At 73.7% G+C, this 25,415-nt stretch carries 23 protein-coding genes and 3 tRNA genes; 15 read left to right on the top strand and 11 right to left on the bottom strand.

Going from position 1 to position 25,415, the window contains the following annotated elements:
• The first annotated feature begins 187 nt into the window (after positions 1-187).
• Complete coding sequence (locus tag ACGF4C_RS19525) at positions 188-1,159, top strand: TetR/AcrR family transcriptional regulator C-terminal domain-containing protein (protein ID WP_393567735.1); 972 nt, start codon at positions 188-190, stop codon at positions 1,157-1,159.
• On the opposite strand, the gene ACGF4C_RS19520 is transcribed toward ACGF4C_RS19525, so the two are convergent.
• Together ACGF4C_RS19520 and ACGF4C_RS19515 are read right to left on the bottom strand one after the other, a co-directional pair.
• A complete protein-coding gene (locus tag ACGF4C_RS19520) occupies positions 1,152-2,417 on the bottom strand; it encodes a helix-turn-helix domain-containing protein (RefSeq protein WP_393567734.1) in 1,266 nt (421 codons plus the stop codon). The genes ACGF4C_RS19525 and ACGF4C_RS19520 overlap by 8 nt on opposite strands.
• 53 nt (positions 2,418-2,470) lie before the next feature.
• On the bottom strand, positions 2,471-2,617 hold the full coding sequence (locus tag ACGF4C_RS19515; protein WP_393567732.1) for a hypothetical protein: 147 nt from the start codon (positions 2,615-2,617) through the stop codon (positions 2,471-2,473).
• A gap of 378 nt (positions 2,618-2,995) precedes the next feature.
• Between ACGF4C_RS19515 and ACGF4C_RS19510 the strand changes: the two genes are divergently transcribed.
• The 11 genes from ACGF4C_RS19510 (at position 2,996) to ACGF4C_RS19460 (ending at position 16,628) form a co-directional block, all read left to right on the top strand.
• Positions 2,996-3,928 (top strand): DUF3068 domain-containing protein, encoded by a 933-nt coding sequence (locus ACGF4C_RS19510; RefSeq protein WP_393567765.1) that lies wholly within the window; start codon positions 2,996-2,998, stop codon positions 3,926-3,928.
• A 204-nt stretch (positions 3,929-4,132) separates the two neighbouring features.
• Entirely contained in the window at positions 4,133-5,302 is a 1,170-nt protein-coding gene (locus tag ACGF4C_RS19505; RefSeq protein ID WP_393567731.1) for a glycosyltransferase family 4 protein, read from the top strand.
• A gap of 8 nt (positions 5,303-5,310) precedes the next feature.
• Positions 5,311-6,036, top strand: coding sequence for a class I SAM-dependent methyltransferase (locus tag ACGF4C_RS19500; protein ID WP_393567729.1), 726 nt, complete (start codon positions 5,311-5,313; stop codon positions 6,034-6,036).
• Positions 6,033-10,328 carry an alpha-(1->3)-arabinofuranosyltransferase family protein gene (locus tag ACGF4C_RS19495; RefSeq protein ID WP_393567727.1) on the top strand — a complete coding sequence of 1,432 codons (4,296 nt, stop codon included), beginning with the start codon at positions 6,033-6,035 and terminating at the stop codon, positions 10,326-10,328. Before ACGF4C_RS19500 ends, ACGF4C_RS19495 begins: the two co-directional genes overlap by 4 nt.
• The gene (locus ACGF4C_RS19490) at positions 10,325-12,016 is read left to right on the top strand and encodes a condensation protein (protein WP_393567726.1); all 1,692 of its coding nucleotides are present in this window, start codon (positions 10,325-10,327) and stop codon (positions 12,014-12,016) included. The genes ACGF4C_RS19495 and ACGF4C_RS19490 overlap by 4 nt, the downstream gene beginning before the upstream one ends.
• A gap of 5 nt (positions 12,017-12,021) precedes the next feature.
• On the top strand, positions 12,022-12,756 hold the full coding sequence (locus ACGF4C_RS19485) for a class I SAM-dependent methyltransferase (protein ID WP_393567724.1): 735 nt from the start codon (positions 12,022-12,024) through the stop codon (positions 12,754-12,756).
• A 4-nt stretch (positions 12,757-12,760) separates the two neighbouring features.
• Positions 12,761-13,771: a DMT family transporter gene (locus tag ACGF4C_RS19480; protein ID WP_393567723.1), complete on the top strand. Its 1,011-nt coding sequence runs from the start codon at positions 12,761-12,763 to the stop codon at positions 13,769-13,771.
• Positions 13,768-13,992 (top strand): Trm112 family protein, encoded by a 225-nt coding sequence (locus tag ACGF4C_RS19475; RefSeq protein ID WP_393567722.1) that lies wholly within the window; start codon positions 13,768-13,770, stop codon positions 13,990-13,992. Before ACGF4C_RS19480 ends, ACGF4C_RS19475 begins: the two co-directional genes overlap by 4 nt.
• Positions 13,989-14,798: an FkbM family methyltransferase gene (locus ACGF4C_RS19470; RefSeq protein WP_393567720.1), complete on the top strand. Its 810-nt coding sequence runs from the start codon at positions 13,989-13,991 to the stop codon at positions 14,796-14,798. Before ACGF4C_RS19475 ends, ACGF4C_RS19470 begins: the two co-directional genes overlap by 4 nt.
• A complete protein-coding gene (locus tag ACGF4C_RS19465; RefSeq protein WP_393567719.1) occupies positions 14,782-15,390 on the top strand; it encodes a hypothetical protein in 609 nt (202 codons plus the stop codon). The genes ACGF4C_RS19470 and ACGF4C_RS19465 overlap by 17 nt, the downstream gene beginning before the upstream one ends.
• Positions 15,391-15,596: 206 nt before the next feature.
• Positions 15,597-16,628: a rod shape-determining protein gene (locus tag ACGF4C_RS19460; protein WP_393567717.1), complete on the top strand. Its 1,032-nt coding sequence runs from the start codon at positions 15,597-15,599 to the stop codon at positions 16,626-16,628.
• 35 nt (positions 16,629-16,663) lie between these two features.
• Here the strand turns inward: ACGF4C_RS19460 and ACGF4C_RS19455 are convergent, their stop codons facing one another.
• The 4 genes from ACGF4C_RS19455 to ACGF4C_RS19440 form a co-directional block, all read right to left on the bottom strand.
• A complete protein-coding gene (locus ACGF4C_RS19455; RefSeq protein ID WP_362136692.1) occupies positions 16,664-17,260 on the bottom strand; it encodes a histidine phosphatase family protein in 597 nt (198 codons plus the stop codon).
• An 11-nt stretch (positions 17,261-17,271) separates the two neighbouring features.
• Positions 17,272-17,664 (bottom strand): thioredoxin, encoded by a 393-nt coding sequence (gene trxA / locus ACGF4C_RS19450; protein ID WP_393567715.1) that lies wholly within the window; start codon positions 17,662-17,664, stop codon positions 17,272-17,274.
• Positions 17,665-17,930: 266 nt separating this feature from the next.
• Complete coding sequence (locus tag ACGF4C_RS19445; protein ID WP_393567714.1) at positions 17,931-18,749, bottom strand: maleylpyruvate isomerase family mycothiol-dependent enzyme; 819 nt, start codon at positions 18,747-18,749, stop codon at positions 17,931-17,933.
• Positions 18,750-18,976: 227 nt separating this feature from the next.
• Positions 18,977-19,339 carry a cupin domain-containing protein gene (locus tag ACGF4C_RS19440; RefSeq protein ID WP_393567712.1) on the bottom strand — a complete coding sequence of 121 codons (363 nt, stop codon included), beginning with the start codon at positions 19,337-19,339 and terminating at the stop codon, positions 18,977-18,979.
• Between the two features lie 284 nt (positions 19,340-19,623).
• Between ACGF4C_RS19440 and ACGF4C_RS19435 the strand changes: the two genes are divergently transcribed.
• Positions 19,624-20,499 (top strand): glycosyltransferase family 2 protein, encoded by an 876-nt coding sequence (locus ACGF4C_RS19435; protein WP_393567710.1) that lies wholly within the window; start codon positions 19,624-19,626, stop codon positions 20,497-20,499.
• A gap of 157 nt (positions 20,500-20,656) precedes the next feature.
• Here the strand turns inward: ACGF4C_RS19435 and ACGF4C_RS19430 are convergent, their stop codons facing one another.
• From ACGF4C_RS19430 to ACGF4C_RS19415, 4 genes are all read right to left on the bottom strand, one after another.
• Positions 20,657-20,902: a hypothetical protein gene (locus ACGF4C_RS19430; RefSeq protein WP_388961388.1), complete on the bottom strand. Its 246-nt coding sequence runs from the start codon at positions 20,900-20,902 to the stop codon at positions 20,657-20,659.
• A gap of 530 nt (positions 20,903-21,432) precedes the next feature.
• Positions 21,433-21,506: transfer RNA gene (locus tag ACGF4C_RS19425), tRNA-Ile, on the bottom strand.
• A 184-nt stretch (positions 21,507-21,690) separates the two neighbouring features.
• A tRNA-Asn gene (locus tag ACGF4C_RS19420) sits at positions 21,691-21,764 on the bottom strand.
• A gap of 5 nt (positions 21,765-21,769) precedes the next feature.
• Positions 21,770-21,842: transfer RNA gene (locus ACGF4C_RS19415), tRNA-Asn, on the bottom strand.
• A gap of 219 nt (positions 21,843-22,061) precedes the next feature.
• Between ACGF4C_RS19415 and ACGF4C_RS19410 the strand changes: the two genes are divergently transcribed.
• Together ACGF4C_RS19410 and ACGF4C_RS19405 are read left to right on the top strand one after the other, a co-directional pair.
• Complete coding sequence (locus ACGF4C_RS19410; RefSeq protein WP_393567708.1) at positions 22,062-22,361, top strand: YtxH domain-containing protein; 300 nt, start codon at positions 22,062-22,064, stop codon at positions 22,359-22,361.
• Positions 22,362-22,463: 102 nt separating this feature from the next.
• Positions 22,464-23,945: an FGGY family carbohydrate kinase gene (locus tag ACGF4C_RS19405; protein ID WP_393567706.1), complete on the top strand. Its 1,482-nt coding sequence runs from the start codon at positions 22,464-22,466 to the stop codon at positions 23,943-23,945.
• Positions 23,946-24,039: 94 nt separating this feature from the next.
• On the opposite strand, the gene ACGF4C_RS19400 is transcribed toward ACGF4C_RS19405, so the two are convergent.
• On the bottom strand, positions 24,040-25,395 hold the full coding sequence (locus ACGF4C_RS19400) for an RNA polymerase sigma factor (RefSeq protein WP_393567704.1): 1,356 nt from the start codon (positions 25,393-25,395) through the stop codon (positions 24,040-24,042).
• Positions 25,396-25,415: the final 20 nt, after the last annotated feature.

The raw sequence follows: 25,415 nt of genomic DNA, 5'->3' as shown, positions 1-25,415 counted from the left end.
TGGGAGTGCATCACACTAGTGCACTGGCCTAGTGCGCGCGGTCGAAGAGCCGCAGGTAGCGGGCCGGTGGTGCAGGGCGCTGCTAGGGTCGGCGCCAGTGGACAGGCCCTGGTGCACTAGTACGGCGCGGAGAGGGCACTGATACGGCACCAGGCCGATACGGCACCAATACGGAGGAGGCCGCCCCGTGGCGCAGCCCAGCGCACCGCCCTACCGCCGGATCGTCGCGGAGATCCGGCGCCGCATCGACACCGGTGAGCTGGCGCCGGGCGACCGGGTGCCGTCGACCCGGCGGATCACCCAGGAATGGGGGGTGGCGATGGCCACCGCCACGAAGGTGCTGACGACGCTGCGTCAGGAGGGGGTGGTGCGGGCGGTGCCGGGTGTGGGGACGGTCGTGGCCGAGCCGCAGCCGCAGCAGCGGACGGCGCCCGGTCCGGCCCCGCGGGAGCGGCGGCCGCGGGACGCGGACGGCGGGCTGAGCCGGGAGCGGATCGTCCGGGCCGGGATCAAGGTCGCCGACACCGAGGGGCTGCGGGCGCTGTCGATGCGCCGGGTCGCCGCCGAGTTCGGGGTGTCGTCGATGGCGCTCTACCGCCATGTGGCCGGCAAGGACGAGCTGGAGCTGCTGATGGCGGACGCCGTGTTCACGGAGGTGGAACTGCCCGATCCGGCGCCGGACGGCTGGCGCGAGCGGATGGAGGCCGGGGCGCGGCTGCAGTGGGCGCTCTACCGCCGGCACCCGTGGCTGGCGAAGTACCTGTCGATCACCCGGCCGCAGCCGATGCCGCGGGCGATGGCACTGATCGAGTGGACCGTGGGGCGGGTCGAGGGGATGCCCCCGGTGACGCTGCTCCACATGGCCGTGACGCTGCTGGGTTTCGTGATGTCCACCGCCGCCGGTTTCGAGGACGACCTGGAGGCCGAGCAGGAGACCGGGATGGACCAGGACCAGTGGATGGCCTCACTGGAGCCGCAGTTCGAGGGCATTTTGCAGTCCGGTGCGTACCCCATGTACGCGGCGGTGTCCGGCTCCCCGGAGGACTCCTTCAACCACGAGACGCTGTTCGAGTTCGGTCTGGCGCGTCTCCTGGACGGCATGGCGGTACTGGTCGAGGGCGGCGGAGAGGCGGCCCGACCCGGCCGGGGACTCAGTTGAGTTCCCCGCGGAGCCGTCTCGCCCGTAACACCAGTTCCAGTTCGAAGCGGCGGTCCGGATCGTCCACCTCCGGGCCCCATAACTCCCGTATCTGGCGCAGCCGGTAGCGCACGGTCTGGGGGTGGACGCCGAGCCGGGCGGCGATCTCCGGGGCGCCGCCCCGGGTCTCCAGCCAGGCGAGCAGGGTCTCGGCGAGCCGTCGGCCGTGGGTCGGGCCACAGCCGTCGAGGGGGGCGAGGCGGCGGCGGGTGAGGTCGTCGATCAGTTCCTCGGGCGGCAGCAGGACCAGTGCCTCGGTGTGTTCGGTGCACTGCAGCAGTTCGCCGGCCGGCAGCAGTCCGCCCTCGATCAGGTCGGCCGCGGCCCCGGCCCAGCGCAGCGATTTCGCCGCGGCCGCCAGCGGGACGACCGGGCCGAGCGCGCCCGACCAGCCGGCCGCGGCCCGGCCCAGCAGTTCGCGCCGGCCCGGGGCGTCCGGTTCCGGCACCACCATCCGCGGCCGTTCGCACTCCATGTCCAGCAGGACGTCCGGGGCGACGGCGGGGGCCACGGCCGCCCGGTCCGGGCGCAGCAGGACGGCGACCGCGACGCGTTCGGGCAGCGGCCAGCCGAGCCGGGCGGCGCGTTCGGCGAGCGCCGCCGGGACCCCGCCGATGCCGGCCGGCCCGGGACCGGTCGTTCCGGGTCCGCTGCCGCCGCGTCGCGTACGGGTGGCCGCGAGGCCGAACAGCTGCTCCATCAGGCGGCGTTGCTGCCGCAGCCGCTCCCCGGCCTGGCGGGCGGCGGCCTCGGCGTAGCCGCGGACGGATTCGGCGACCAGCCCGTCGAGGTACTCGAAGCCGGACTCGGCGAGCTCGTACATCGCCGGGGCGGGGATGGCGACCTGCTGGCCGATCTCGGCGAGCCGCCGCCAGGCCAGCCGTACGCCGAGCCGGTAGATGGCCTGCAGCGCGTCGAGGCTGCGGCCCTGGACGCCCTCGCCGCGGCCGAACTCCTGGAAGACCCGTGGATGGACGTGCGGCCGGTCCGGTCCCGTGGTCAGGTGCGTGACGAAGTGCTCCAGCGACTGGCGGATGCCGACCAGTGCCCGCGGTTCGCCGAACTCATCGAGAACCAGCGGCAGTTGAGGGTACTCGTGGCGGATCTCGCGCAGGATGTCCTGGGCCAGGGTGGGCACCTCCGCCAGCGCCAGGGTGGCGAACTGCCGTACCTGGTAGGGCGGGACGTCCCGCCAGGCCGAGCGGACGGCGGTCACCATGCCGAGGACCTCCTTCGTACGCCGCGGCCGGCCGCGTTGCGCATACCGCCCGCCTACTCGCCGGTCCGGTCGAAGGTCACCAGCGGCACATTGGGCTGTTCGGGGGTGGTGTCGAGCGCCGCGACGATACCGAGCGCGGCGCCGACGGCAAGGGCGGCGGCGGTCAGCGCGGTCAGTGCGGCGGCGAGCATCCGGTGCATGGCGCGGCGAGCCCTTCGTCGGGACCGGAGACCTCACCGGTCTCCGTCGGGTCGGTACGGCACACGGCGCGGCCCCCGGGGTGCGATGCGGGGTCCGGCTCGTGCCGCGTCCCACAGCGCGGCACCACTCGGTCGTGGTGACTGCCGAGTGTGGAAGGGCATTGACGGTCTGTCAAGAGTTCCCTTACGTTCCCGGCCTATGGGCGCCCGGCCCGTCCGACGCCGTGCCCCGGGACGGCCGCCCGCCCCTTCCGCACGTGCACCAGAGCGTGATCCCCCACCGCTTCCAGGAGTGCCCGTATGCCTTCCCCCACCACCGTTTCCGCCCCGTCCCCGGTCCCCGCCACCACGGACACCGGCGCCCGCACCGCCGCCCCGATGTCCCTGGCGCTGCTCGGCCTCGGCGTCTTCCTGCTCGTCCTCGCGCCCCTGCTGACCTGGTACGTCACGCCGCGGGCGAAGGTCACCCCGGTCGACGTCGACGTCACCACCGTCTTCACCGGCACCGGCAGCTACTTCGACACCGACGCGCTGCGCACCAGGGACCGGCAGCGGATCACCCTCACCCGGCACGTACTGGGCGACGTCGCGGCGAGCGAGAAGAGTGGACGCGCGGTGTGGGACGTCTCCACCACGGTCGACACCCCGAAGACGCTGGCCCTGAAGGATCCGCGCCGGGCGTTCCAGTGGACCACCGAGCGCTGGGTCACCGACCGCCGCAGCAACGCCCCGGTGCACTGCTGCGGCGAGGCCCCGACCCGCTTCGACGGCGATGCCTACCTGAAGTTCCCCTTCGATCTGCGGCGGACCGGATACCGCTGGTGGGACAACACGCTGGGCGCCGCGGTCCCGCTCCGCTTCGCCGGTGAGCGGCGGGCCCGGGGGCTGGTGCTCTACCGCTTCGCCGGGACCGTGCCGGCCACCAGGACCGGCAGCCGGCAGGTCCCCGGGCGGCTGGTCGGCCGGCCGCGGCAGGGCCAGATCCAGGCCGAGGAGTGGTACGCCAACTCCGGTGTCGAGCTGGTCGCCGAGCAACGCACCGGCCGGATCGTGGATGCGGTGATCTCACCGGTCAAGACGCTGCGGGCACCCGGCGGACGGCACGACGCGGTGACCCTGCTGCGCGGCGAGCGGCTGCGGTTCACGCCGGCGACGCGGCGGGCACAGCTGCAGCTGGCGGAGGCGGACAGCGGCAAGCTGGCGCTGGTGGGCGAGAGGCTGCCGGTGGGCGCCGCGGTGGCGGGCGGGCTGCTGACGGTCGGCGGGGCGCGCTGGGTGGCGCGCGGACGGCGGCGCACGGAGGGCAGGTGACAGGCCGGGACGGGCGCCGGGCCGCTGCGTGAAGTGATGAACCGTCAGTTCAATACGAGGCGGATTTTGTCACCCCGGTGAGTAGCCGCGCCCCGGGGCCCGGCCCAAAACTGTCCACCCCATGGCGCAGCACGGCCGCACGACTCAGCACGCAGTACGTCCCCCACCCCCGGTACCGCACCCTGAGACGAGTTGGATCCGCCGATGCCCCCACACGTACGGCCCGCTTCCCCGGTCCGCCCCGCCCCGCCGCTCGCCCCGGCCGCGGCCGCCGGTCCCCCCGCCGGCGGCCCGCCCCCGCTCCCCCGCCGGATCACCTTCCTCGCCCGCCGCGACCTGGGCAATCCGGCTGCCGGCGGCTCCGAGCTGCTGGTGGACCGGATCGCCGAGGGCCTGACCGCGCACGGTCACCAGGTCACCCTGGTGTGCGGCGGGCCGGCGTCCGACCGCACGTACCGGGTGGTGTCCGCGGGCGGCGACGCCGGCCACTTCCTGCGCGCGCCGCGCCACCTGGACCGCCGGGTCGGCGGCTGCGACCTGCTGGTCGAGGTCTGCAACGGCATGCCCTACCTCGCCCCGCTGTGGCACCGCGGGCCGACGCTGTGCCTGGTCAACCACGTCCACACCGACCTGTGGCGGATGCGCTACCCGGGGCCGGCCGCCCGGCTGGGCCGCCAACTGGAGCACTGGGCACTGGCCGGGGCGCACCGCCGCAACCTGATGGTCGCGGTCTCCGGCTCGACCGCGGCCGCGCTGCACGATCTGGGCGTGGACCCGGGCCGCATCCGGCTGGTGCACAACGGCTTGGAGGAACCGGGGCCGCTGGTCCCGAAGGCGCCCGAGCCGCTGTTCCTGGCCATGGGCCGGCTCGTCGAGTACAAGCGGATCGATCTGCTGCTGCGGCTGTGGGAGCGGGTCCGGCCGGTGACCGGCGGCCGGCTGGTGATCGTCGGCGACGGGCCGGAACGCGCCCGGCTGACCGCACTGGCCGGGCCCGGCGTCACCTTCACCGGCCGGATCTCCGAACGGTGCAAACACGAACTGCTCTGCTCCGCCTGGCTGTTGCTGCACCCGTCACTGGTCGAGGGGTGGGGCCTGGTGGTCATGGAGGCGGCCGCCCGGCGCACCCCGGCGCTCGGCTTCGACATCCCCGGACTGCGGGATTCCGTCGAGGACGGCGTCACCGGTCTGCTCGCCCGCGGGGAGAGCGCCTTCGCCGCGCACTGGTGCGCCCTCGGACTGGGCGCGCGGCGCCGTACCGCCCTAGGACTCGCCGCGCAGGAGCGCGCCGCCCGCTTCCGGTGGAGCCATACCGTCCGCAGCTTCCGCGCGGTCGCCGCGGAGGCATTTCGCACCGCGTCCCCCGGGCGGTGAGGCCCGACGTGCGCGATCCCTCACTGCGCCGGTCCTGGGCCCTGTTCCGGGCCTTCCTGCGGGAGCAGGACGATCCCGAGCACTGCTACCGGCTGCTCGCGCGGGACGCCGCCGACCAGGTCGAACGCCATCTTCCGCTGAACGGCGCGGTGGTCGCCGACGTCGGCGGCGGCTGCGGCCACTTCACCGAGGAGTTCCGGCGGCGCGGCGCCCACTGCTACCTCTTCGAGCCCGATCCGGCCGAACTGACCGCCCGCGGGCGGCGGCCCGAGGGCGCGGTGATCGCCGACGGCTATCTGCTGCCGCTCGCCGACGGCGCCGCCGACGTCTGCTTCTCGTCCAACGTCCTGGAACACGTCGCCGACCCGCAGACCTTCCTCAGCGAACTGATCCGGGTCACCCGCCCCGGTGGGCTCGTCTACGTCGCCTTCACCAACTGGTTCTCTCCCTGGGGCGGCCACGAGACCGCGCCCTGGCACTACCTGGGCGCCGAGCGGGCCCGCAGCCGCTACCGGCGGCGCACCGGCAGGGCGGCCAAACACACCCTGGGCGTCAACCTGTTCGCGGTGCACGTCGGCCGCACCCTGCGCCAGGTGCGGGCCCGGGACGACGTCGCGTTGGTCAGCGCACGCTCCCGCTACGCACCGTTCCTCGCCGAGGCCATCCCCCGCCTCCCGGGCATCCGGGAGGTCGCCACCTGGAACCTCCTCCTCATCCTGCGGCGGTTGCCATGACCCAGACCCTCAGGCCCTCCCCGTCCCCGGGGTCGCCCGACGCCGGCGGCCGGACCGCGCCCGTCCCGGCCGCGTCGCCCGGGCGGCCGCGGTCCCGGCGCTGGCTGCTCGCCTTCTGGGTGCTCACCCTGGTCGGCTTCCTCGCGCCCGCGCCGGGCCGGATGACGTTCGAGACGAAGCTGGGGGTCACCACCGACCCCTGGCGGTTCCTCGGCGACCTCGGGCAGTTGTGGCACGACCGGGCCGGCCTCGGCGGCCTCGCCGACCAGTACATCGGCTACGCCTTCCCGGCCCTCCCGTATTACGGGCTGACCCACCTCGCCCACCTACCGGTGTGGCTGGCCGAGCGGCTGTGGATGTCCCTGATCGTCACGGCCGCGTTCTGGGGCGCGCTCCGGCTGGCCGAACGGCTGCGGTGCGGCTCCCCGGCCTCCCGCCTGCTGTCCGCCGCCTGCTACGCGCTGTGGCCCACCTTCACCCTCGTCATCGGCTCCACCTCCGCCGCCGCGCTGCCCGGTGCGATGCTCCCGTGGGTGCTGCTGCCGCTGACGAACACACAGGTGAGCGCGCGCATCGCGGCCGCCCGTTCGGCGCTGCTGATCCCGTTCATGGGCGGCGTGAACGCGGCCTCGACGCTGGCCTGTCTGCTGCCCGCCGGGCTGTACCTGCTCTCCCGCACCGGGCCGCGCCGGACCCGGCTGCTCGCCTGGTGGCTGCCCGGGGTCGTACTGGCCACCGCCTGGTGGGTGGTGCCGCTGCTCCTGCTGGGCCTGCACGGCGAGAACTTCATGCCGTTCATCGAGCAGGCCGGCACCACCACCGGCACCATGTCCGCCACCGAAATGCTGCGCGGCGCCGGCAACTGGGTCGGCTATCTCAACTTCGGCGAACCGTGGTTGCCGGCCGGCTGGACGCTGACCGCCCGGCCGTACGCGGTGCTCGGCTCGGCGCTGGCCGCGGCGCTCGGTCTGGCCGGCCTGGCCCGCCGCGATCTGCCCGAGCGGCGCTGGCTGCTGCTGACCGTGCTGTCCGTCGCGCTGATCACGCTGGCCGGATACGGCGGCGCGCTCGGCGGGCCGCTGCACGGGCTGTGGCAGGACTGGCTGAACGGCTGGCTGCGCCCGTTCCGCAACATCTACAAGTTCACCCCCGGCCTGGCGCTCGCGCTCACCCTTGGCCTCGCGCATCTGCTCGCGGCCGCCGGCGGACGGCACGCCACCACCCGCCGTGCCTCCACCCGCCACCGCCTGCCCCTGTTGACCGCGCTCCTCGTCCTGCCCGCGCTCGCCCTGCCGTTCCTCACCGGCACCGTCCTCCAACCAGGCGCCTTCACGAAGCTGCCCGCCTACTGGACGCAGACCGCCCAGTGGCTGAAAGCGCACTCCCCGCAGAGCCGCGCCCTGGTGGTCCCCGCCACCGCGCACGGCATCTACACCTGGGGCTCCCCCATCGACGAACCCCTCGACGTGCTGGCCCGATCTCCGTGGGCGCAACGGGACTTCGTCCCCTTCGGCACCCCCGGCGCCCGGCGCGCCCTGGACGCCGTCGAACAGGCCCTGCTGACCGGCGCCGAGGTCCCCGGCCTGCGCGACTACCTGCACCGGGCCGGACTGCACGACGTCGTCGTCCGCAACGACCTCGACCCGGACCAGATCGGCTACGTCCCACCGCAGACCGTCAAAAGCACCCTGGAGGCGTCCGGCTACCGCAAGGCGGCCGCCTTCGGCCCGCTCACCACCGGCGGCCGGATCCCCGCCGAGACCCCGCTGCAGATCCAGGGCCTCTATCCGCGCCAACGCGCCGTCGAGATCTACCGGCCGACCGACACCCCCGCCCCCGGACCGGTCACCGTCCGGCCCGTCGCGGCCACCGCCCAGCTCAGCGGCGGCCCGGAGGCCCTCCTCCAGCTGTCCGCCGACCCCGCGCTGCGCCGCCGGCCCACCGTGCTCACCGGCGACAACCACCCCGGGCTCGGCACTCCCCCGCTGCAGCTGACCGCCGACGGACTGCGCCGCGCCGACACCCGCTTCGGACTCGTCAACAGCAACACCTCCTACACGTACACGGCCTCGGAGACCAACCACCCCGACAGCGTGCAGGACCCCGGCCGGCCGCCCCGGCAGATCCTGCCGACCTCGGGCATCGGCCACCAGACCACCGCCGTGCTCCGCGGCGCCGCCTCGGTCACCGCGTCCAGCAGCGGCAACTGGCTGTTCCACCTGCCGCAGTACGACCCGGTCAACGCCTTCGACGGCAACCCCGACACCGCCTGGGCGGAGGGCAGCGCCGGCGACCCGGTCGGCCAATGGATCAAGATCACCTTCACCCGGCGGACCACCCTCCCGGCCACCCTGTCCCTCACCCCGCTCCCCGGGGACGGCCTGCGCGCCGCCCCCACCTCCGTACGGATCGCGACCGACCGCGGCAGCACGGACGCCCCGCTCCGCCCCGACGGAACGAAACAGCAGGTCAAGGCCCCCGCCGGCCCGGCGAAATGGCTGACGGTGACGATCCTCGGCTCACAGACACCGCGCGCCGGGCTGTCCGGTGCCGGCTTCGCCGAGATCGGCATACCGGGCGTACAGGTGACCCGGCTGCTCCAACTCCCCACCGACGCCCAGGGATCCGACGCCCCCGCCGAGACCGTCTCACTGCACCGCGGCAGCGACCCGGGCGGACTGTCGCCGGTCTCCGCCGATGTGGGCCTGCACCGCCAGTTCCGCACCGGCTCACCCGCGCCCTACGCCGTCTCCGGCACCGCGCTACCCGTGCCCGGCCCGGAACTCGACCGGCTGCTGGACCGCCTCGCCCCGGAGCAGAAGGACCGGATCACCGCCACCGCCGACTCCACCAGTTTCGGCTTCGGCCGGTCGCTCAGCCCCCGCAACCTCGTCGACGGCGACCTGACCACCGCCTGGATCGCCGGCGACAAACCGACCCTGCATCTGCGCTGGCCGGGCAAGAAGAAGATCGACCAGATCGTGCTGGCCGCGGCCGGCGGGATCTCCACCCGGCCGGAACAGATCCTGATCAACTCCCCCGACGGGGCGGCCACCGCGGGCGTCGACGAGAACGGCCAGGCCCGCTTCGACCCGATCACCACCGACCGCCTCGACCTCACCATCAGCAAGGTGAAGGAACTCACGCTCCACAACCCGGTCGCCGGACAGCCCCTGCAACTCCCGGTCGGCCTCAGCGAGGTCTACCTCCCGGCCCTGGACACGTACCGCACCCCGCGCCCACCGGCCGACGCCCGCTTCTCGCTCGGCTGCGGCCAGGGCCCGATGCTCGCCGTCGACGGCGTACTGCACGCGACCAAAGCCTCGGGACACCTCCGCGACCTGACCGAACGGCGCCCCGTCCAGGTGCAGTTGTGCGCCGGTGAGGCACGCGACGGACGACTGGAACTGGCCGCGGGCCGCCACCGGGTCGAGGCGGGGGACCAGGGACCACTGGCGCTGACGGATGTGACGCTGGGGAAGGGAACGCCGGGCGCGACGTCGGGGAAGGGGCCGACGGGTGCCACGGCGGAGAGGAGCGGGGCGGCCGGTATCCGGGCGGCCGCAGCGGACCGCCCGGCCACCGCGCAGGACTGGTCGGGGGACCGGCGCACCGTCCGCATCGGCCCCGGCCAGGCCGTCTATCTGCAGATGTACGAGAACGCCAACGACGGCTGGCAGGCCACCCTCAACGGCCACCGGCTCACCCCGCTACGGGTGGACGGCTGGCAACAGGCCTTCCTCGTACCGGCGGGCGCGGGCGGCACGGTCGAGCTGTCCTACGCACCCGCCGGCCTGTACGACGCGGGGCTGATCGGCGGCGCGGCGGCCGTCGGCCTGCTGGCCGTCTGCGCGCTGGTACGCCGTAGTACGCCGCAGGCCGCGCCGCCTGCCGAACCTGCTCCGCCCGCACCCTCGTGGGTGCTCGGGGTGGTGGCACTGACCGGGGTGCTGACGCTGGCGGCCGGGCCGTACGCCGTGGTCGTACCGCTCCTCGCGCTGGCGGCCCGCTTCCGGCCCGCCCTGCTCGGGCCGCTCGCACTGGTGGCGATGGCGGGCGCCGGAGTCATCGCGGCGGTGGGCGCGGGCGAGCCGGTCGCCGCCGGCCGGGGCGCGTTCAGCGGCGCCGCACAGGCACTGGCGCTGCTGGCACTGACGGCGGCGGTGGTGACGGTGCCACCGGCCCGGTCGGCGGGGTCCGGGGCGTTGCCGGCCCGGCCGGCGGGATCCGGGGCGTTGCCGGCCCGGTCGTACAGCGAGGCGTCAGACGATGGGGAGGGTTCTGCCCGATGACCGCACTGCATCCGACGGCCGGGGCCGGGGCTCCGGCACCGCACGGGGGTTCCGGCGGCCCCAGTGGACCCAGTGGTCCCAGCGACGCCAGCGGGACCGATGCCGCCGTCGACCGTCAACACACCCTCACTCGGGTCCCGTTCCCCGCCGTCGACGAGATCGCCCGGCACTGCCTGGACGACGACGAACCGGAGACCGTGCACATCGAGGTGCATCTGCCCGGACGGGTGGACGCCGCCCGGCTGCGCACCGCGTTCCACCAGGCGCTCACCCGGCATCCGCGCATCCTGATGCGGCAGGCGCCGACGCGCTGGTGGCACCGCTCCTACGCCTGGCACCTCACCACCGGGCCGGACCGGGACCCGGTGGTCGTCCCGCCGCCCGGTCCCGATGCCCTGCTACGGGCGAGGGAACGGGCTTTGACCGACTGCCCGCCACTGGACTGCTCACCGCCCGTACGCCTGGAGATCCTCGGCCCCCCGGTGCCGGGCGGCGGCACCGTACTGCTGCTCACCCTCAACCACACCGCGCTGGACGGCCCGGCCTGCCTCCGCGTCCTGGCCACCACGGCGGAGCTCTATGGGGGTGCGGGGGCGGGGAGGACGGGGACGGGTGCCGTGGGTGGCTCGGCGGGCGGGGAGGACACAGTCCCCACGGGCGGCCAGGCCGGCGGCCCGGACGGCGGTCAGCTGCGCGGCGCCCGGGCCCGCTTCGGCCGGCCCGCCCGGGTCGCCGCCGATCACCAGGACCGCGGCGGGGACAAGGGCTCCGGTCCCGGCAAGGGCAACGGCATGCTGCTGACCGAGCTGCCGGTACCGGCCCGTCCGCCACGGACCGGCGGCCGGGCGCCGTACACCGTCAACGACCAACTCCTCGTCGCCACCTGCCTGATGGTGGCGCGCTGGAACCGGCTGCACGGCGCCCGCCCGGCACCCGTCGTCGTCACCATGCCCATGGACGACCGGCCGCGCGGCGCCGAGATGCCCATCGGCAACGGCACCCGGCTGGTCCCGGTCCGCTTCGGCCCCGAGGAACGCCGGGAGGCGGCACTGCTCACCTCCGGCTCACCCGCCCCGGACGCGGTGGCCCGACTGCTGCGGCGGACGGCCGAACGCACCCGCGCCCTCAAGGCGGCGCCGCCCGGTCCGCCGCTCGGCCTCGCCGGGACCGTACTGACCGCACCGGTGCTGCCCGTGGGCGTACGCGGTGCGGTCACCCGTGCCCTGCGCCGCACCGCCGCGCCCTGGACCACCACCACCCTGCTCTCCAACATCGGGCGGCTCCCCTACCCGTTGGACTTCGGCGACGCCGGCCGGCCGACCGCGGTGTGGTTCTCCGCACCGGCCCGGATGCCGCGCGGACTCACCGTCACCACCGTCTCGGTCGGCGGCCGCATCCAACTCGCGCTCCGCTGGTCCCACACCCTGCTCGACGAGGCCGCCGGCGCCCGCCTCGCCACCCTCTTCCGCACCGCCCTCGCCGCCACCGCCTGGCCGGGGGTCACGGCGGTCCTTGGGCCCCCTCCCCCTCCCCCAAGCCCACCCACCCCGCCACCACCACCGCCCACACCACCCACACCCACGGCCAGCTCGTCCCCACCCGCCACGCCGCCATCAGCCCCGCCGCCACCTCCGCCACCCGCCGCGCCACCGCCAGCCCCGCCGCCCTCCGAGGGCGGCGCCCGGTGAGCCCCATGAGCCCGGTCCGTGCCCTGCGGGACTTCTACGAAGATCCCGCCGTGCCGGTGGCGTCCGGGGCCGGGCGCAGCCGGCGGCAGGCGCGGCTCCTGGCGCACGCCCTGGGCCCCGTACAGGCTGGGGCGCCGGGCGCCACCGTGCTGGACATCGGCTGCGGCGACGGCACCGCGGCCGCCACCGCGGCGGAGGTCCTGGCCGGCCATCGCCTCATCGGCGTCGACTGGTCACAGGACGCGCTGCGCCGCGCCCAGGCCCGTATTCCGTATGTCGTACGCGGCGAACTCACCGGCGGCGGGCTGCCGTTCGCGACCGGCTGTGCCGACGCCGTCCTCTTCAGCGAGGTCGTCGAGCACCTCGTCGACCCCGATGCCGCACTGGACGAGCTGCACCGGGTGCTGCGCCCGGGCGGCCATCTGATGCTGTCCACCCCCAATCTCGCCGCCTGGTACAACCGCGGGCTCCTGCTCGCCGGGGTCCAGCCCGTCTTCTCCGAGGTGAGCATGCGCCGGATCCACGGCCGGCCCGGCACCCAGGTCGTCGGCCATCTGCGTCTCTACACCGCCCGCGCGCTACGCGGCTTCCTGACCGCGTCCGGCTTCGAGGTCGTACGGATCGCCGGTGCGCCCTATCACGACGTACCGCGCCCGCTGCGCCCCCTCGACCGGGCCGCGTGCCACCTCCCGTCGCTGGCCTCCATCCTGCTCGCCCATGCCCGCCGGAGAAGGGAGTAGCGCGATGCCGTGGTGGGGCGTGGCGTCCGCGCTGCTCGCCAACGTCCTGTACAGCACCGGTTTCGTGCTGGAGAAACGGGCGCTGGCGACGCTGCCCGCACTGAGCACCCGGCAGCCCGCCCGGGTCGTCGGTCACCTCCTGTCCAGTCCGCTGTGGCTGGGCGGTTCGCTCGCGCTGGCCGCCGGGTTCGCCGCCCAACTGGCCGTCTACCGCACCCTGCCGCTCGCCGCCGCGCAGGGCATCTTCGTCTCGGGCCTGGTGTTGTTGCTGCTCCTCTCCTCGGTCGTGCTGGGCGAGCGGACCAGTGGCCGGGAGCGGCAGAGCATCGTGGCGATCCTCGTCGCGCTCGTCCTGGTCGTCGCTTCTCTCCGCGGCGAGGATGCCCGGGCCGTCGCCCGCACCGCTCCACCCGCGACGCTGCTGGTCATCGCCGTACCCTCGCTGGCCGCCGGGCTGCTGCTCTACCGCTCGGCGGAACGGCGGGCCCGGCGCCGCCACCGCCTGCCGACCGCCGGTGTCCCCTACGGGGTGGCCGTCGGCCTGCTCTACGGCGTCAGCTCACTGGCCATCAAGGGCGTCTCCGGCCTGCTCACCACGCATGACGTCCCGGCCGCCGCCGGGCAGCTGTTCCGTTCGCCGTACCCCTACCTCCTGCTCTTCACCGGCGCCGCCGGTCTGGTGCTGTCCCAGACCGCGCTGCAGCGCTGCCGTGCCTCGGTGATCGTCCCCGTCTGCACCACCGTCACCTGTGTCTTCACCGTCGTCTGTGGCACCGTCGCCTTCGGCGAGCCGCTGCCCGCCGATCCGCTACGGCTGGCGCTCCGGCTGGGCGGCACCGCCGTAGCGGTGACCGTCCTGCTCGCCCTCCCCCGCCATGACACACCTCCCGGTCCGCGAGCCCCCGAGACCTCTGGCCCCGAAGTCGCCGCACCAACGGCTCGTCCGCCGAGCGTCCAACCTCGACCCCGGAGCTCCGCACCAAGCTCCCCCGAATTCCCAGGAGTTGAGCCATGAAGCCCGATGACCCGCTGCTCAAGATCCTCGTCTGCCCGCTCGACAAGGGGCCGCTCTCCCTCCTCACCCCCGAGGACGTCCTCTACAACCCCCGGCTGCGCCGCCGCTATCCGGTCCTCGACGGCATCCCCCAGCTCCTGCCCTCCTCCGGCGAACAGGTCACCGACGCCGAACACGCCCGTCTGCTGCGCCGCCTCACGGACCAGGAGCGGCGGCCGTGACGCTGGCCGCCCGGCTGGGACCCCGGCTGCCGGCCCGGCTGGTGTCGGCGCTGGCCGCCGGGCTCTATCCGCGCTTCGAGCCGGAGCTGCGGCGCCTCGGCGATTTCTGCCCGCCGGGCGGCACGGCCGTCGACGTCGGCGGGTGGTACGGCCCCTGGACCCGGCGGCTGGCCCGGCGCGCGGACCGGGTCGTCACCTTCGAGCCCGTGCCCCACCTCGCCCGTCTGCTGGATGCCGTGACGCCACCTCATGTCGAGGTGCACTCCGCGGCGGCCACCGACCACACCGGCCGCGCCACCCTCTGGCTGCCCCCGGACGGCCGCGGCGACCGCGGCGTCTCCTCGCTCGTCCGCCGCGACCTGCACACGGCCGCCCTCGACGTGCCCTGCCTGCCGCTGGACGCGCTCGGTCTGGCGTCCGTCACGCTCATCAAGATCGACGTGGACGGTGCCGAACTGGCGGTGCTGCGCGGCGCAGCGCGCACTGTGGAGCGCGAACTCCCGTCGCTCTTCGTGGAGTTGGAGTCCCGCATCCAGCCGCTCGGGCCCGTGCTGGACTGGACGGCGGCGCGTGGCTATCGCGGCTGGGTCCTGCCGCACGACCGCTGGCTGCCGCTGGCCGACTTCGATCTGTCCGCCCATCAGTCCCGCACCTCCCACGTCGCCGAACACGGCCTGCTGAGGCGCTCCCTCGCCCCGCACCGCCGCTATGTCAATTCGGTGTTGTTCCTTCCGGACGGCGAGCGCCCCGGACCTCCCGCGGCCCCCGTCGTCCACGACCATGTCCATCATGAACCCCACCACTGACAACGACCCGTCCGCCGGCTCCGGCACCCCCTCCGACCTGCCCGGACCGCTCGCGTTCCAGCTCGTGCTGCTGCGCCGGATGGCCGACCACCACCCCGGCCTGGTCGAGGACGCACTGCGGGAGCTGGGGGTCTCGCGGGCGCAGCTGCGGGAGGCCAACCGTCGCTGGCAGGCGCGGATGCACGCCCCGCGGGCGGGCGGCGTCCAGCCGTACCGGGCGCTGCTGGGCGCGCCCGAGTCCGTCACCCCCCGCCGCATCGGCGATCTGACCTGCGAGGCGCTGCTCTGGCCGGTCCCGCTCTGGCCCGATCTGCGGTTCGAGGTGCTCACCGCCGCCCGGGGCACCGTCTGGAACGCCTGGCTGGTCCGCGCGCCCGGCGCCGCCGCCCCCGAGTTGCGCACCACCGCGGACCTGGCTCCGTGGTCGTGCACGGTCGACGAGGTCGCCCGGGCGTTCCCTCCGGCCCGCCCGATGGAGGGCAGCGCCCCGACCCGCTGGCGCCTGGCCTGCAAGGCCCCCGGGCCCGACGGTGCGCCCCAGGATCTCGTCGCGGAATTCACCTGGGGGCTGTATCAGCGGCGGGTCGACTGAGCGGCCCGCGCACCCCTCCGCGGTCACCCGTTCGCCCCGTTCCGCCCCCGCCCGTCCCCCGACCGGACGCTCTCGGCGGGCGGAGTTGTGCGGGCGCTCGGAGGATGGCGCACGAGCGGTCCGTGTGATCGGGCCGTATCGGCGGTCCGGTGAACGGGCCGTACGAGCCCTGTCGTTCATACCGGCCCACCGGGGAGGAACCACCCATGACCATCAGCCTCGCCCAACTGCGGCGCTGCTCGGCCGCCGTCGACCTCGGTGCGGCCCGGACCAGGGTGTATGTGAAGAACCAGGGGCTGGTGGTCGATGAACCGACCGTCGCCGCCATCAACACCCGCACCGGTGCGCTGCTGGCCGTCGGCGCACAGGCGGAGGTGATGGACGGCCGCACCCCGGACCACATCCGCGTGGTGCGCCCGGTCTCCGGCGGCACCGTCGTCGACATCGACATGGCCCAGCGGCTGCTGCGCACCCTGGTCGGCGACAAGTTGCGCAAGTCCTGGCGCCGCCGGCCCACGATGCGGGCCGCGGTCTGCCTGCCGTACGGGAGTGAGCCGCTGGCGCAGCGGGCCGCGGTGGAGACGCTCACCGGGCTGGGCGCGCGCCGGGTGGAACTGGTCGACACCCTGGTGGCCGCGGCGGTCGGCTCGGGGCTGCCGGTGGAGCAGCCGGAGGCGACCATGATCGTGGTGTGCGGGGCGGGGACGACGCAGGTCGCGGTGCTCTCGCTCGGCTCGATCGTGGCCGCGGAGACCGTACCCGTGGGCGGCAACGCCATCGACCACGCGGTGGTCCAGCACCTGCGGCTGCACCATGAACTGATGCTGGCGGGCCAGTCCGTACGCCCGCTGCATCTGATCCTCACCGGTGGCGACGGGCTCACCCCGGGCTCCACCGAGGTGCACGGCCGGGACGTGGTCAGCGGCATGGCGCGCTCGGTGCACGTCGACACCGAGCGGGTGCGGGACGCCATCACCACCCCGCTGACCGCGATCCTCGACGGGATCGGTGCCGTACTGCGCCGCTGCCCGCCCGACCTGGTCGCCGACCTCGGCGAGCGCGGCATCGTGCTCGCCGGCGGCAGCGCGCTGATCCCCGGCCTGGAGCCGATGATCCATCAGGCCACCTCGATGCCGGTACACACCGCGGACCGGCCCGACACCTGCGCGGTGATGGGGCTGGGCGCGATGATCGAGGGAAAGGTGCAGCCGCTGCACCTGGACCCGATGGCGCCGTAGGAGGCGTCGTCCGGATCAGCGGTGAGCGGGCGGTGTTACGGATTGCGGGTGTTCCACGCCACCACGGCCGGGCGGTCGTGCTCCGCGCCCAGGACGCCGACCGCACCCGTCTCGAACGTGAACAGCCCGCCCGCGGCGGCCGGCAGTCCGAGCCGGCGGGCGGCCAGCACCCGCAGGAAGTGCGCGTGCGCGACCAGCACCACATCGCCCCGGCCGGCCCGCAGCTCCGGGTCGAGCCGGGCCAGCACCCGGTCGGCACGCGCCCCGACCTGCTCGGGCGACTCACCGGGGTGCCCGTCGGGGCCGGGGACGACCCCGTCGGAGAAGAGGTACCAGCCGGGCCGGCTGCGGTGGATGTCGGCGGTGGCGACGCCCTCGTAGCCGCCGTAGTCCCATTCCCGCAGGTCGGGGTCGATCTGCGGCTGGGGGAGGCCCGCCAGCTCGGCGGTGCGCAGTGCCCGCACCATCGGGCTGGCGTGGACCTGCGCGATCTTCCGGCCCGACAGCAGCGGCCGCAGTGCGCGGGCCTGCTCCTCGCCGACGGCGGTCAGCGGCAGATCGGTCCAACTGGTGTGCCGGCCGTCCCGGCTCCACTCGGTTTCGCCGTGCCGGACCAGAAGTAGCTCGCTCACGAGCCCTGAGCCTACTGGCCCGCCCCGCCCTGTGCCTGCTCGCTCGTCCGGGCCTCCGCGACCGACGCCCGGACCTCGTCCATGTCCAGCGCACGGGCCTGGCCGATCACGTCCTCCAGGGCCGCCTCGGGCAGCGCACCCGGCTGGGCGAACACCGCGATGTTGTCCCGGACGATCATCACCGTCGGGATGGACTGGATCTGGAAGGCCTGCGCGAGCTCGGGCTGCGCCTCCGTGTCGACCTTGGCGAAGACCAGGTCGTCGTGCTTCTCCGAGGAGCGCTCGAAGACCGGGCCGAACTGCTTGCAGGGGCCGCACCACTCGGCCCAGAAGTCGATCAGCACGAAATCGCTCCCGGAGACGATCTCGTCGAAGTTTTCCTTGGTGAGCTCAACGGTGCTCATGTATGTCCCTGCTTCTGTCGAGGATGTGCTGCTGTTCGCACGGTCTCCGGCTGCGGAAACGGGTTCGCCCCGCCACGTATTCCGTACACCGCGACGTTCCGTACACCGCGGCGCGTTCGGTGGTACGCCGCGACGCGTTCGGTACGCCCCGGCGCATCCGTACGCCGGACCGCCCCGCTCCCCTGCCCACCGACAGCATTCCTAGACATCCCGATCCACGTGGGAAGGCACACGTCGGCGCCCGTCCTTCCGCGTACCCGACGGCCTCATATCCAATACGGCGGCGACGGCACGCCCTCTCCCCCGGAGGTGGCCAGCCCCGCCCCGGCCGGACTGCGTCCCGTCAGCCAGGCCAGCAGATCAGCCGATCGGCCCAGCACGACCGGACCACCGTCACCGCTTCCGACGGCGCGGGCGAACTCCGTATCCGTCGCCTCGATCCGCAACGCCGACGGCCGCCCCGCACCGTCGCCGCCCTGGGCCCCGCCCGGGCCCGGGTCCGCATCCGCCGCCCGGCGGGCGAGGGCCGCGACGATGTCGTCCAGGGTCCAGCGCGCCGTGGCCGCCGGGATGTCCGCGAAGGTGTAGCCGGCGTCCAGATCCGCATGGTGGATCTCCAGTTCGCGCAGCCGGGTCTCCATCAGGCCGGCCGGCGTCCGCGTCTCCCCCGTACGCATCCGCACCCGCGTCTCCCAGGCCGCTTCGGGCAGCGCCCGGAGGGCCGCCGCGAACCGTTCCGCGCTCCCCGCCAGGTCTTCCGCCAGCGCGGCAACCGGGCGGTCGGCCCCGGCCTCGATCTCCGCCGCGCGGGCCGCCATGCTCGGGTACTGCGGAATCGCCGCTCCCGTACGTGCGCCCTCCAGCAGCCGGCAAAGACTGTCGGTGGCCCGCGCGAGATGGGTGAGCACATGCCCCCGGGTCCACGGCGGGATCAGCGTCGCCCCACCGACCTGTTCGTCGGTCAACCCGGCGACGGTGCCGGTCAGCCGCCCCATGGACGCATCGAGCGCCCCGCGCAATTCCTCCCGCGTCATCCCGGAGTCCCCCGCCGCACGCCCGCCGTCGCCGCTCCTGCTCCCGCTCATGGCCATACGCCTGCCCCAGCCTCCCCACAGCATTCCGTTAGGTGGAAACAGAATGCCGCATCCCGAGAGGAGGCGGAACCAGGCGAGGCAATCACGCCCAGCGAACCACCGACGACCACCCCTTCAGCCGTTCACCAGCCCGCCAGTTCAGAGGCCCGGCAGTTTCAGCAGCCCGGCAGTTCAGCAGCCCGCCGGTTCAGAAGTCCGGCAGTTCAGCAGCCGCCGCTTCACCCACCCTCCTTCGCGTAGTCCTTCGCCATACCGCCCGCGAAGTCGTACACCACGACCTGTTCGTCGCCGACCACCCAGGCGTCGTGACCGGCCGGGCAGACGAAGACGTCGCCGGGCCCGATCTCGGTCTCCGCGCCGTCGTTCATCCGCACCCGCAGCCGTCCCTGCACCACGAAGCCGTTGTGGTGGACCTCGCAGCTGTCCGTCCCGGCGATCGGCGCCACCGACTCCGACCAGCGCCAGCCCGGCTCGAACGTGCCCACGGCGAAGTCCAGGCCGGTCAGATGCAGGGCCTCCAGGTGGCCCCGGGGAAAGTCCCGCCGCTCATCGGGCTTGTCGATCGGCTTGACCTCCATCATGAGGACTGCCTCCCTCCGCCCCCTGTTGTTCCCGGATTTCCCCACCCCTTCCATCGTGCGCCCGCACTCCCCCGGACGAAATGTCGCCGTACCGGTGCCGTGGCCCGCAACCGCCCCGCGCGACGGCTAGCATCCGGAACGATTCGCCCGGAACGCCCCACCAGAACCGCCCCGGACCGCCCCACCGGAACCCCGGACCGACCCGTCGGAACCACCCCGGGAGCACCGGAACGGAAGCCCACATTCCGAACCTCCGGGGGCCGCCGAGAACGGAGTCTCCTCCCGTGCCCCACCTGCGCGTAGGCGTCGCCATCCTCACCATGGGAAACCGCCCCGCCGAACTCCAGGCACTGCTCGATTCGGTCGCCAAACAGGACCTCGCACCGGCCCACATCGTGGTGGTCGGGAACGGATCGCCGCTGCCGCCCCTGCCGCACGGCGCCGTGGGGATCGAGCTGAGCGAGAACCTCGGCGTGGCCGGCGGCAGAAACGTGGCCCTGGACGAACTGCGCAAGCTCGGGGACGTCGACCTGGTGGTCGACCTCGACGACGACGGCCTGCTGATCAGCCCGGACGTCTTCCGCCGGCTCGCCGAACTGCACACCGCCGACCCGCAGTTGGGCATCGTCAGCTTCCGCATCGCCGACGAGCGGGGCCGTACGCAGCGCCGGCACGTTCCCCGCCTACGGGTCGGCGACCCCGCGCGCGGCGGCCTGGTCACCACGTTCCTCGGCGGCGGGCACTCCCTCTCCGTGCGCATGCTGGACCGCATCGGCGGCTGGCCGGACGACTTCTTCTACGCGCACGAGGAGACCGACCTCGCCTGGCGGGCCCTGGACGACGGCTGGCACATCCGCTACGCACCGGAGCTCGTGCTGCAGCACCCGTACACCTCACCGACCCGGCACGCCGTCTACCACCGCATGGTCGCCAGGAACCGCGTCTGGCTCGCCAAGCGGCACCTCCCGGCCCTCCTGGTGCCGGTCTACCTCGGCGTATGGGCCGCGCTGACGGCCGTCCGCAGCCGCTCGGCGGCCGGTCTGCGGGCCTGGGCCGCCGGCTTCACCGAAGGCGTGCGCACCCCCTGCGGCCCGCGCCGCCCGATGCGCTGGCGCACGGTCTGGCGCATGACCCGCCTCGGCCGCCCCCCGGTCATCTGACGCCCGCCGCGGCCCCCGGCCGGGCGCTGCCCGGACGCGTCGCCCAACGTCCGGCGTCCGGCGTCCGGCGTCCGGCGTCCGGCACGACGACAGGGGGCCGGCGTGCGGGCCGGCCCCCTGCGGTAGGAGGTCTTCGGGCGTCCAGCGGCTCGGATGGTCAGCCGATGATGATGACGCTGATGCCGTGGCCGTAGCCGAAGTGGTCGTAGCCGAAGTGGTCGTAGCAGTCCCCACCCCAGCGCCAGTTGTCGTCACAGCTCCATCCGTGGGCGGAGGCGTGGGTGGGTGCGGCCGCCGGTGCGGCGGCGGGAACCGCGCTGGCGGCGCCGGCTCCGGCGAGCACGAGGAAGGGCACTGCGCACAGTGCCGCGACTATGCGGTGGGACCTGATCTTCGCGCGCATGATCGTCCCTCTCGGGATTGGTGCGTTGCCGATCGATCGGCATGTCGATGTGAGTTCCCCTGGCCTCACCGCTGTGCGCCGGGAACGCGCGAGACCCTGACGCAGCGTAGGGAGGCGACATAGCAGGACTCGAAACCTGCTGCGCGGACATCGTTGCAACCTCAAGCAGATGTCACTTTCGAGCGTAAGCACGACTCCCAGGGAGGTCAAACATGCCCTCCCCACAGCTCCGGCCACGGCGCGGGGCCGGACGCGAGCCGTTCTCTGCTCCAGGGGAACGACATCGAGGTTGTCCGGGAGGCGGCTGGGGCACAGCTCGCGGCAGATCACTTCGATTCCGCGGCCGGTGGGGAAGATCGAGAACCTGCTCAGGAAGACGCACCGGGCCCATGTGACCCGGACGGCACCTCAGGCCACCGCAGGACCTCAAGGATCTTGGTCTGAGCGAGCGAACGGGACCACCACGCCGTGGCGGTGGACCCGTTCTCCCGTTCTCCCAGGCGAAAAGGGCCTCGCCCTGGGTGCTGCGGTGGGGCGGGTGGGACTCGAACCCACGGCCGACGGATTATGAGTCCGCTGCTCTAACCGGCTGAGCTACCGCCCCCTCCACGGCGCGTCGCGCACATTTGTGCGCGCCGTCTGCCGCAGCATAGCCGCTCATACGATCTGCTGCCCGTGAGGGCTGCCGTTCCGCGACCATGGCTGCCCAAAAGGACTTCGATCACTGGGGTTTGGTTCCATGGCACACGAAAAAGGGCCCCTTACGGGACCCTTTCTCCACCTTCTCGCTCCCCCGACTGGACTCGAACCAGTAAACCCTCCGGTTAACAGCCGAATGCTCTGCCAATTGAGCTACAGGGGATTGAGCTCCCCCGACTGGACTCGAACCAGTAACCTGCCGGTTAACAGCCGGCTGCTCTGCCAATTGAGCTACAGGGGATTGCTCCGTGTGCCTCGAATGCGTCGCTGTCCGGGCCTCCGGACGGCGGGCGTTCGCTGCGACACATACATTAGCGCAAGCAGGGGGGTGCTCCGCCAATCGGTATCGCCTCAGGTCACCTCGGGTGATCTCCGGCCCCGGAGGGTAGGCGCGCGGCACAGCCCGGCATCCGGTGCGTACCGGCATCGGACGGGACCGAACACAGGGAAAGGTGGAGCGATGCGCTACCGGCTCACTTTCATCGCGGGACTGGCCACGGGGTACGTGCTCGGCGCACGGGCCGGCCGGGAACGGTACGAGCAGCTCCGCAAGGCCACCCAGCGGGTCACGCAGAATCCGGCCGTCCGTAACAGCGCCGAGTCGGTGGCGCTGACCGGGCGGGACGCGGCGGCCAAGGCGTTCGGCAAGGTCTCGGCCAAGGTCGAGGACCGGCTTCCGGCGTCCGTGAGCGACCGGGTCCGTTCCCTGCGGGAGCAGCGTTCCGCCGACGAGGACGAGTGGGGAACCAGTAACACCTGAAGGGGCGGGCCCGGCGGCATCCGGGGCGGACTGCGGGCGGCGGTCGCCGGGGGCAAACCCTGACTCTTTCCCTATGCGTCCCATGGGGCATCATCTGGGGCCATGGGGATAGTCGCCGGATTGGACAGTTCGTCCGAGAGCACACGGATCGTCGTCTGTGACGCGGACACGGGCGCCGTCATCAGGCAGGGGTATGCCCCGCACCCGGTCGAGAAGGGGCCGGAGGCCGACCCGCAAGCGTGGCTGATGTCACTCGGGGAGGCCGCGGGCAACGGGCTGCTGGAGGGCGTACAGGCCATCGGGGTCACGGCACAGCAGCACGGGCTGCTGCCGCTGGACGCCGAGGGCAACCTCGTCCGGCCGGCGCTGGTCGGCAACGACAAGCGGGCCCAGAGCGCCGCGGCGGACCTGCTGGACTCGCTGGGCGGCCGCACCGCCTGGGCGCAGGCCATCGGGGCGGTGCCGCAGGCCGCGCACCCGGTGACCAAGCTGCGCTGGCTGGCGCGTACCGAGCCGGAGCACGCGGCCCGGGTGGCGGAGGTCATGCAGCCGCACGACTGGCTGGTGTGGCAGCTGCTGGGGCGGCCGGCGCGGCGGACCACGGACCGGGGCGCGGCCTCGGGCACGGGGTACTGGTCGGTGGCGACCGCCTCGTACCGGCCGGATCTCGTCGAGCTGGCGCTGGGCCATCAGGTGCGGCTGCCGGAGGTGCTGGGCCCGTCCGGGACCGCCGGGTTCACCCCGGAGGGGCTGCTGATCTCGGCCGGTACGGGCGAGACCATGGCGGCCGCCTTCGGGCTGGGCGTCGGCGAGGGGGACGCCGTGATGTCGCTGGGCGCCTCGGGGTCGGTGTTCGGGATCCATCACGAGGCGCTGGTCGACCCGAGCGGCACGATCACCTCGTTCGCCGACGCCACCGGGCGGCATCTGCCGGTGGTGCACACCAGCAATGCGGTACGGGTCCTGCGGGGCGCCGCGGAGATGCTGGGGACGGACCTCCAGGGCCTGTCCGACCTGGCGCTGAAGTCGTCGCCCGGTGCGTACGGCATGGTGCTGCTGCCCTATCTGGAGGGCGAGCGGACGCCTCATCTGCCGCACACCGCCGGGTCGTTGCACGGGATGCGGCGCGAGTCGATGAAGCCGGAGCATCTGGCGCGGGCCGCCGTCGAGGGCATGCTCTGCGGGCTCGCCGACGCGCTGGACGTCCTGCGCGGGCGGGGCGTGGCGGTGCGCCGGGTGTTCCTGCTGGGTGCGGCGGCGGAGCTGGCGGCGGTGCAGACCGTCGCGCCGGCGTTGTTCGGGGTGCAGGTCGTGGTGCCGCAGCCGGCCGAGTACGCGGCGCTGGGCGCGGCACGGCAGGCGGCCTGGGCGTGGGGGGTGGCGCACGGCACGCTCGCGCCGGCCGCCGGGGCGCCGGCCGCACCGGGCGGCGGGTCCGCCTGGGTCGATCCGCCGCAGTGGCCGGCCGCCGCGAGCCAGGTCTTCGAACCGGGCGACGAACTCCCGGTCGGCCAGGCCGTGCGGCAGCAGTACACGGCGGTACGGGACGAGGTCCATCCGGGGGCGTTCCAGCGGGAGGGGTGAGGGCCCCGCGGGGCCTGCAAGGGCCGTGAACGGCCCCCGTGTCCACGGCCCGGGCCGTCGGCGGCCGGCGGCCGGCGGCCGGGTAGGTGGTGGCTCAGTCCAGGTAGCCGCGGAGCTGGTCGGCGAAGGCGTGGTCGCGGAGTTTGTTGAGGGTCTTGGACTCGATCTGCCGTATCCGTTCGCGGGTGACGCCGAAGATCCGGCCGATCTCCTCCAGGGTGCGGGGGCGGCCGTCGGCCAGGCCGTAGCGGAGCTGGACGACCTTGCGTTCGCGTTCGCCGAGGGTGGACAGCACCGCGTCGAGGTGCTCGCGGAGCAGCAGGAACGCCGCGGATTCGACGGGTGAGGCGGCATCGCCGTCCTCGATGAGGTCGCCGAGCGCGACGTCCTCCTCCTCGCCGACCGGGGCGTGCAGCGAGACCGGTTCCTGAGCCAGCCGGAGCACCTCGCTGACGCGTTCCTCGGTCAGGTCGAGGTGGGTGGCGACCTCCTCGGGGGTCGGCTCGTAGCCGCGTTCCTGGAGCATCCGGCGCTGGACCCGCACCACGCGGTTGATCAGCTCGACGACGTGGACCGGGACGCGGATGGTCCTGGCCTGGTCGGCGAGGGCGCGGGACATGGCCTGGCGGATCCACCAGGTGGCGTAGGTGGAGAACTTGTAGCCGCGGGCGTAGTCGAACTTCTCGACGGCCCGGATCAGGCCGAGATTGCCCTCCTGGACGAGGTCGAGCATGGTCAGGCCGCGGCCCACGTAGCGCTTGGCGACGGAGACCACGAGGCGGAGGTTGGCCTCGATGAGCCGGCGTTTGGCCATCCGGCCGAGGACCACCAACCGGTCGAGGTCGTAGGCGAGTTGGGAGGACAGGTCGGGGGTGTTGGTGAGCTTCTCCTCGGCGAACAGGCCGGCCTCGACACGGCGGGCGAGTTCGACCTCCTCGGCGGCGGTGAGCAGCGGGATCCGGCCGATCTCGCGGAGGTACTGACGGAAGAGGTCGGAGGAGGGGCCGGTGCTGGTGTCGGCGCGCGGCGCCGGTACGGACTCGGGCTCGGGCTCGGGCTCGGGCTGCGCTTCCGGTTCGCGTTCGGCTTCGGCTTCGGCCTCCGCTTCCGTTCCTGCGGCCGCGTCTGCGTCTGCGTCTCCGTCGGGCTCTCCGGAGAGGGCCGGTCCGGGCTCCGGGTCGGGGGCGGGCTCGGGGGCGACGGCGTCCGGGGCGAGAGTCAGGAGCATTTCGGCGGCGGGGGGTTCGGCCTGCTGCGGGACGGTGAGGGACTCGTCGGCGAGGGTCTGGGTCTGCACGGGGGCGACCTCCAGGGTGATCGCTGCGGTGGCGGCAGAAAGGCCGGGTACGGTTGCGGCCGAGCCGCCGTCCGTCCCGTACGTCAAGAGCGGTTCCGCGGGGGTTTCCGGGGGCGTACGCCCGGACCCGCCGCGCTCCGAGGACTCAGGCACCGCTCCTCAGTGTGGAGTAC

This window comes from Streptomyces sp. NPDC048197 (assembly GCF_043202395.1).
Taxonomy (GTDB): Bacteria; Actinomycetota; Actinomycetes; order Streptomycetales; family Streptomycetaceae; genus Streptomyces; species Streptomyces siderophoricus.
Note: the sequence above shows the minus strand (reverse complement) of the source record. Positions and strands in the feature narration are given on the sequence as shown.

Excerpts from the sequence above, each read along its gene's own strand:
- ACGF4C_RS19495 (WP_393567727.1), top strand. The coding sequence starts at position 6,033 with ATGACCCAGACCCTCAGGCCCTCCCCGTCCCCGGGGTCGCCCGACGCC.
- ACGF4C_RS19490 (WP_393567726.1), top strand. The coding sequence starts at position 10,325 with ATGACCGCACTGCATCCGACGGCCGGGGCCGGGGCTCCGGCACCGCAC.
- ACGF4C_RS19430 (WP_388961388.1), bottom strand. The coding sequence starts at position 20,902 with ATGCGCGCGAAGATCAGGTCCCACCGCATAGTCGCGGCACTGTGCGCA.
- ACGF4C_RS19460 (WP_393567717.1), top strand. The coding sequence starts at position 15,597 with ATGACCATCAGCCTCGCCCAACTGCGGCGCTGCTCGGCCGCCGTCGAC.
- ACGF4C_RS19520 (WP_393567734.1), bottom strand. The coding sequence starts at position 2,417 with ATGGTGACCGCCGTCCGCTCGGCCTGGCGGGACGTCCCGCCCTACCAG.
- ACGF4C_RS19485 (WP_393567724.1), top strand. The coding sequence starts at position 12,022 with ATGAGCCCGGTCCGTGCCCTGCGGGACTTCTACGAAGATCCCGCCGTG.
- trxA (WP_393567715.1), bottom strand. The coding sequence starts at position 17,664 with ATGAGCACCGTTGAGCTCACCAAGGAAAACTTCGACGAGATCGTCTCC.
- ACGF4C_RS19515 (WP_393567732.1), bottom strand. The coding sequence starts at position 2,617 with ATGCACCGGATGCTCGCCGCCGCACTGACCGCGCTGACCGCCGCCGCC.
- ACGF4C_RS19405 (WP_393567706.1), top strand. The coding sequence starts at position 22,464 with ATGGGGATAGTCGCCGGATTGGACAGTTCGTCCGAGAGCACACGGATC.
- ACGF4C_RS19510 (WP_393567765.1), top strand. The coding sequence starts at position 2,996 with ATGTCCCTGGCGCTGCTCGGCCTCGGCGTCTTCCTGCTCGTCCTCGCG.
- ACGF4C_RS19475 (WP_393567722.1), top strand. The coding sequence starts at position 13,768 with ATGAAGCCCGATGACCCGCTGCTCAAGATCCTCGTCTGCCCGCTCGAC.
- ACGF4C_RS19505 (WP_393567731.1), top strand. The coding sequence starts at position 4,133 with ATGCCCCCACACGTACGGCCCGCTTCCCCGGTCCGCCCCGCCCCGCCG.
- ACGF4C_RS19445 (WP_393567714.1), bottom strand. The coding sequence starts at position 18,749 with ATGAGCGGGAGCAGGAGCGGCGACGGCGGGCGTGCGGCGGGGGACTCC.
- ACGF4C_RS19465 (WP_393567719.1), top strand. The coding sequence starts at position 14,782 with ATGAACCCCACCACTGACAACGACCCGTCCGCCGGCTCCGGCACCCCC.
- ACGF4C_RS19440 (WP_393567712.1), bottom strand. The coding sequence starts at position 19,339 with ATGATGGAGGTCAAGCCGATCGACAAGCCCGATGAGCGGCGGGACTTT.
- ACGF4C_RS19410 (WP_393567708.1), top strand. The coding sequence starts at position 22,062 with ATGCGCTACCGGCTCACTTTCATCGCGGGACTGGCCACGGGGTACGTG.
- ACGF4C_RS19480 (WP_393567723.1), top strand. The coding sequence starts at position 12,761 with ATGCCGTGGTGGGGCGTGGCGTCCGCGCTGCTCGCCAACGTCCTGTAC.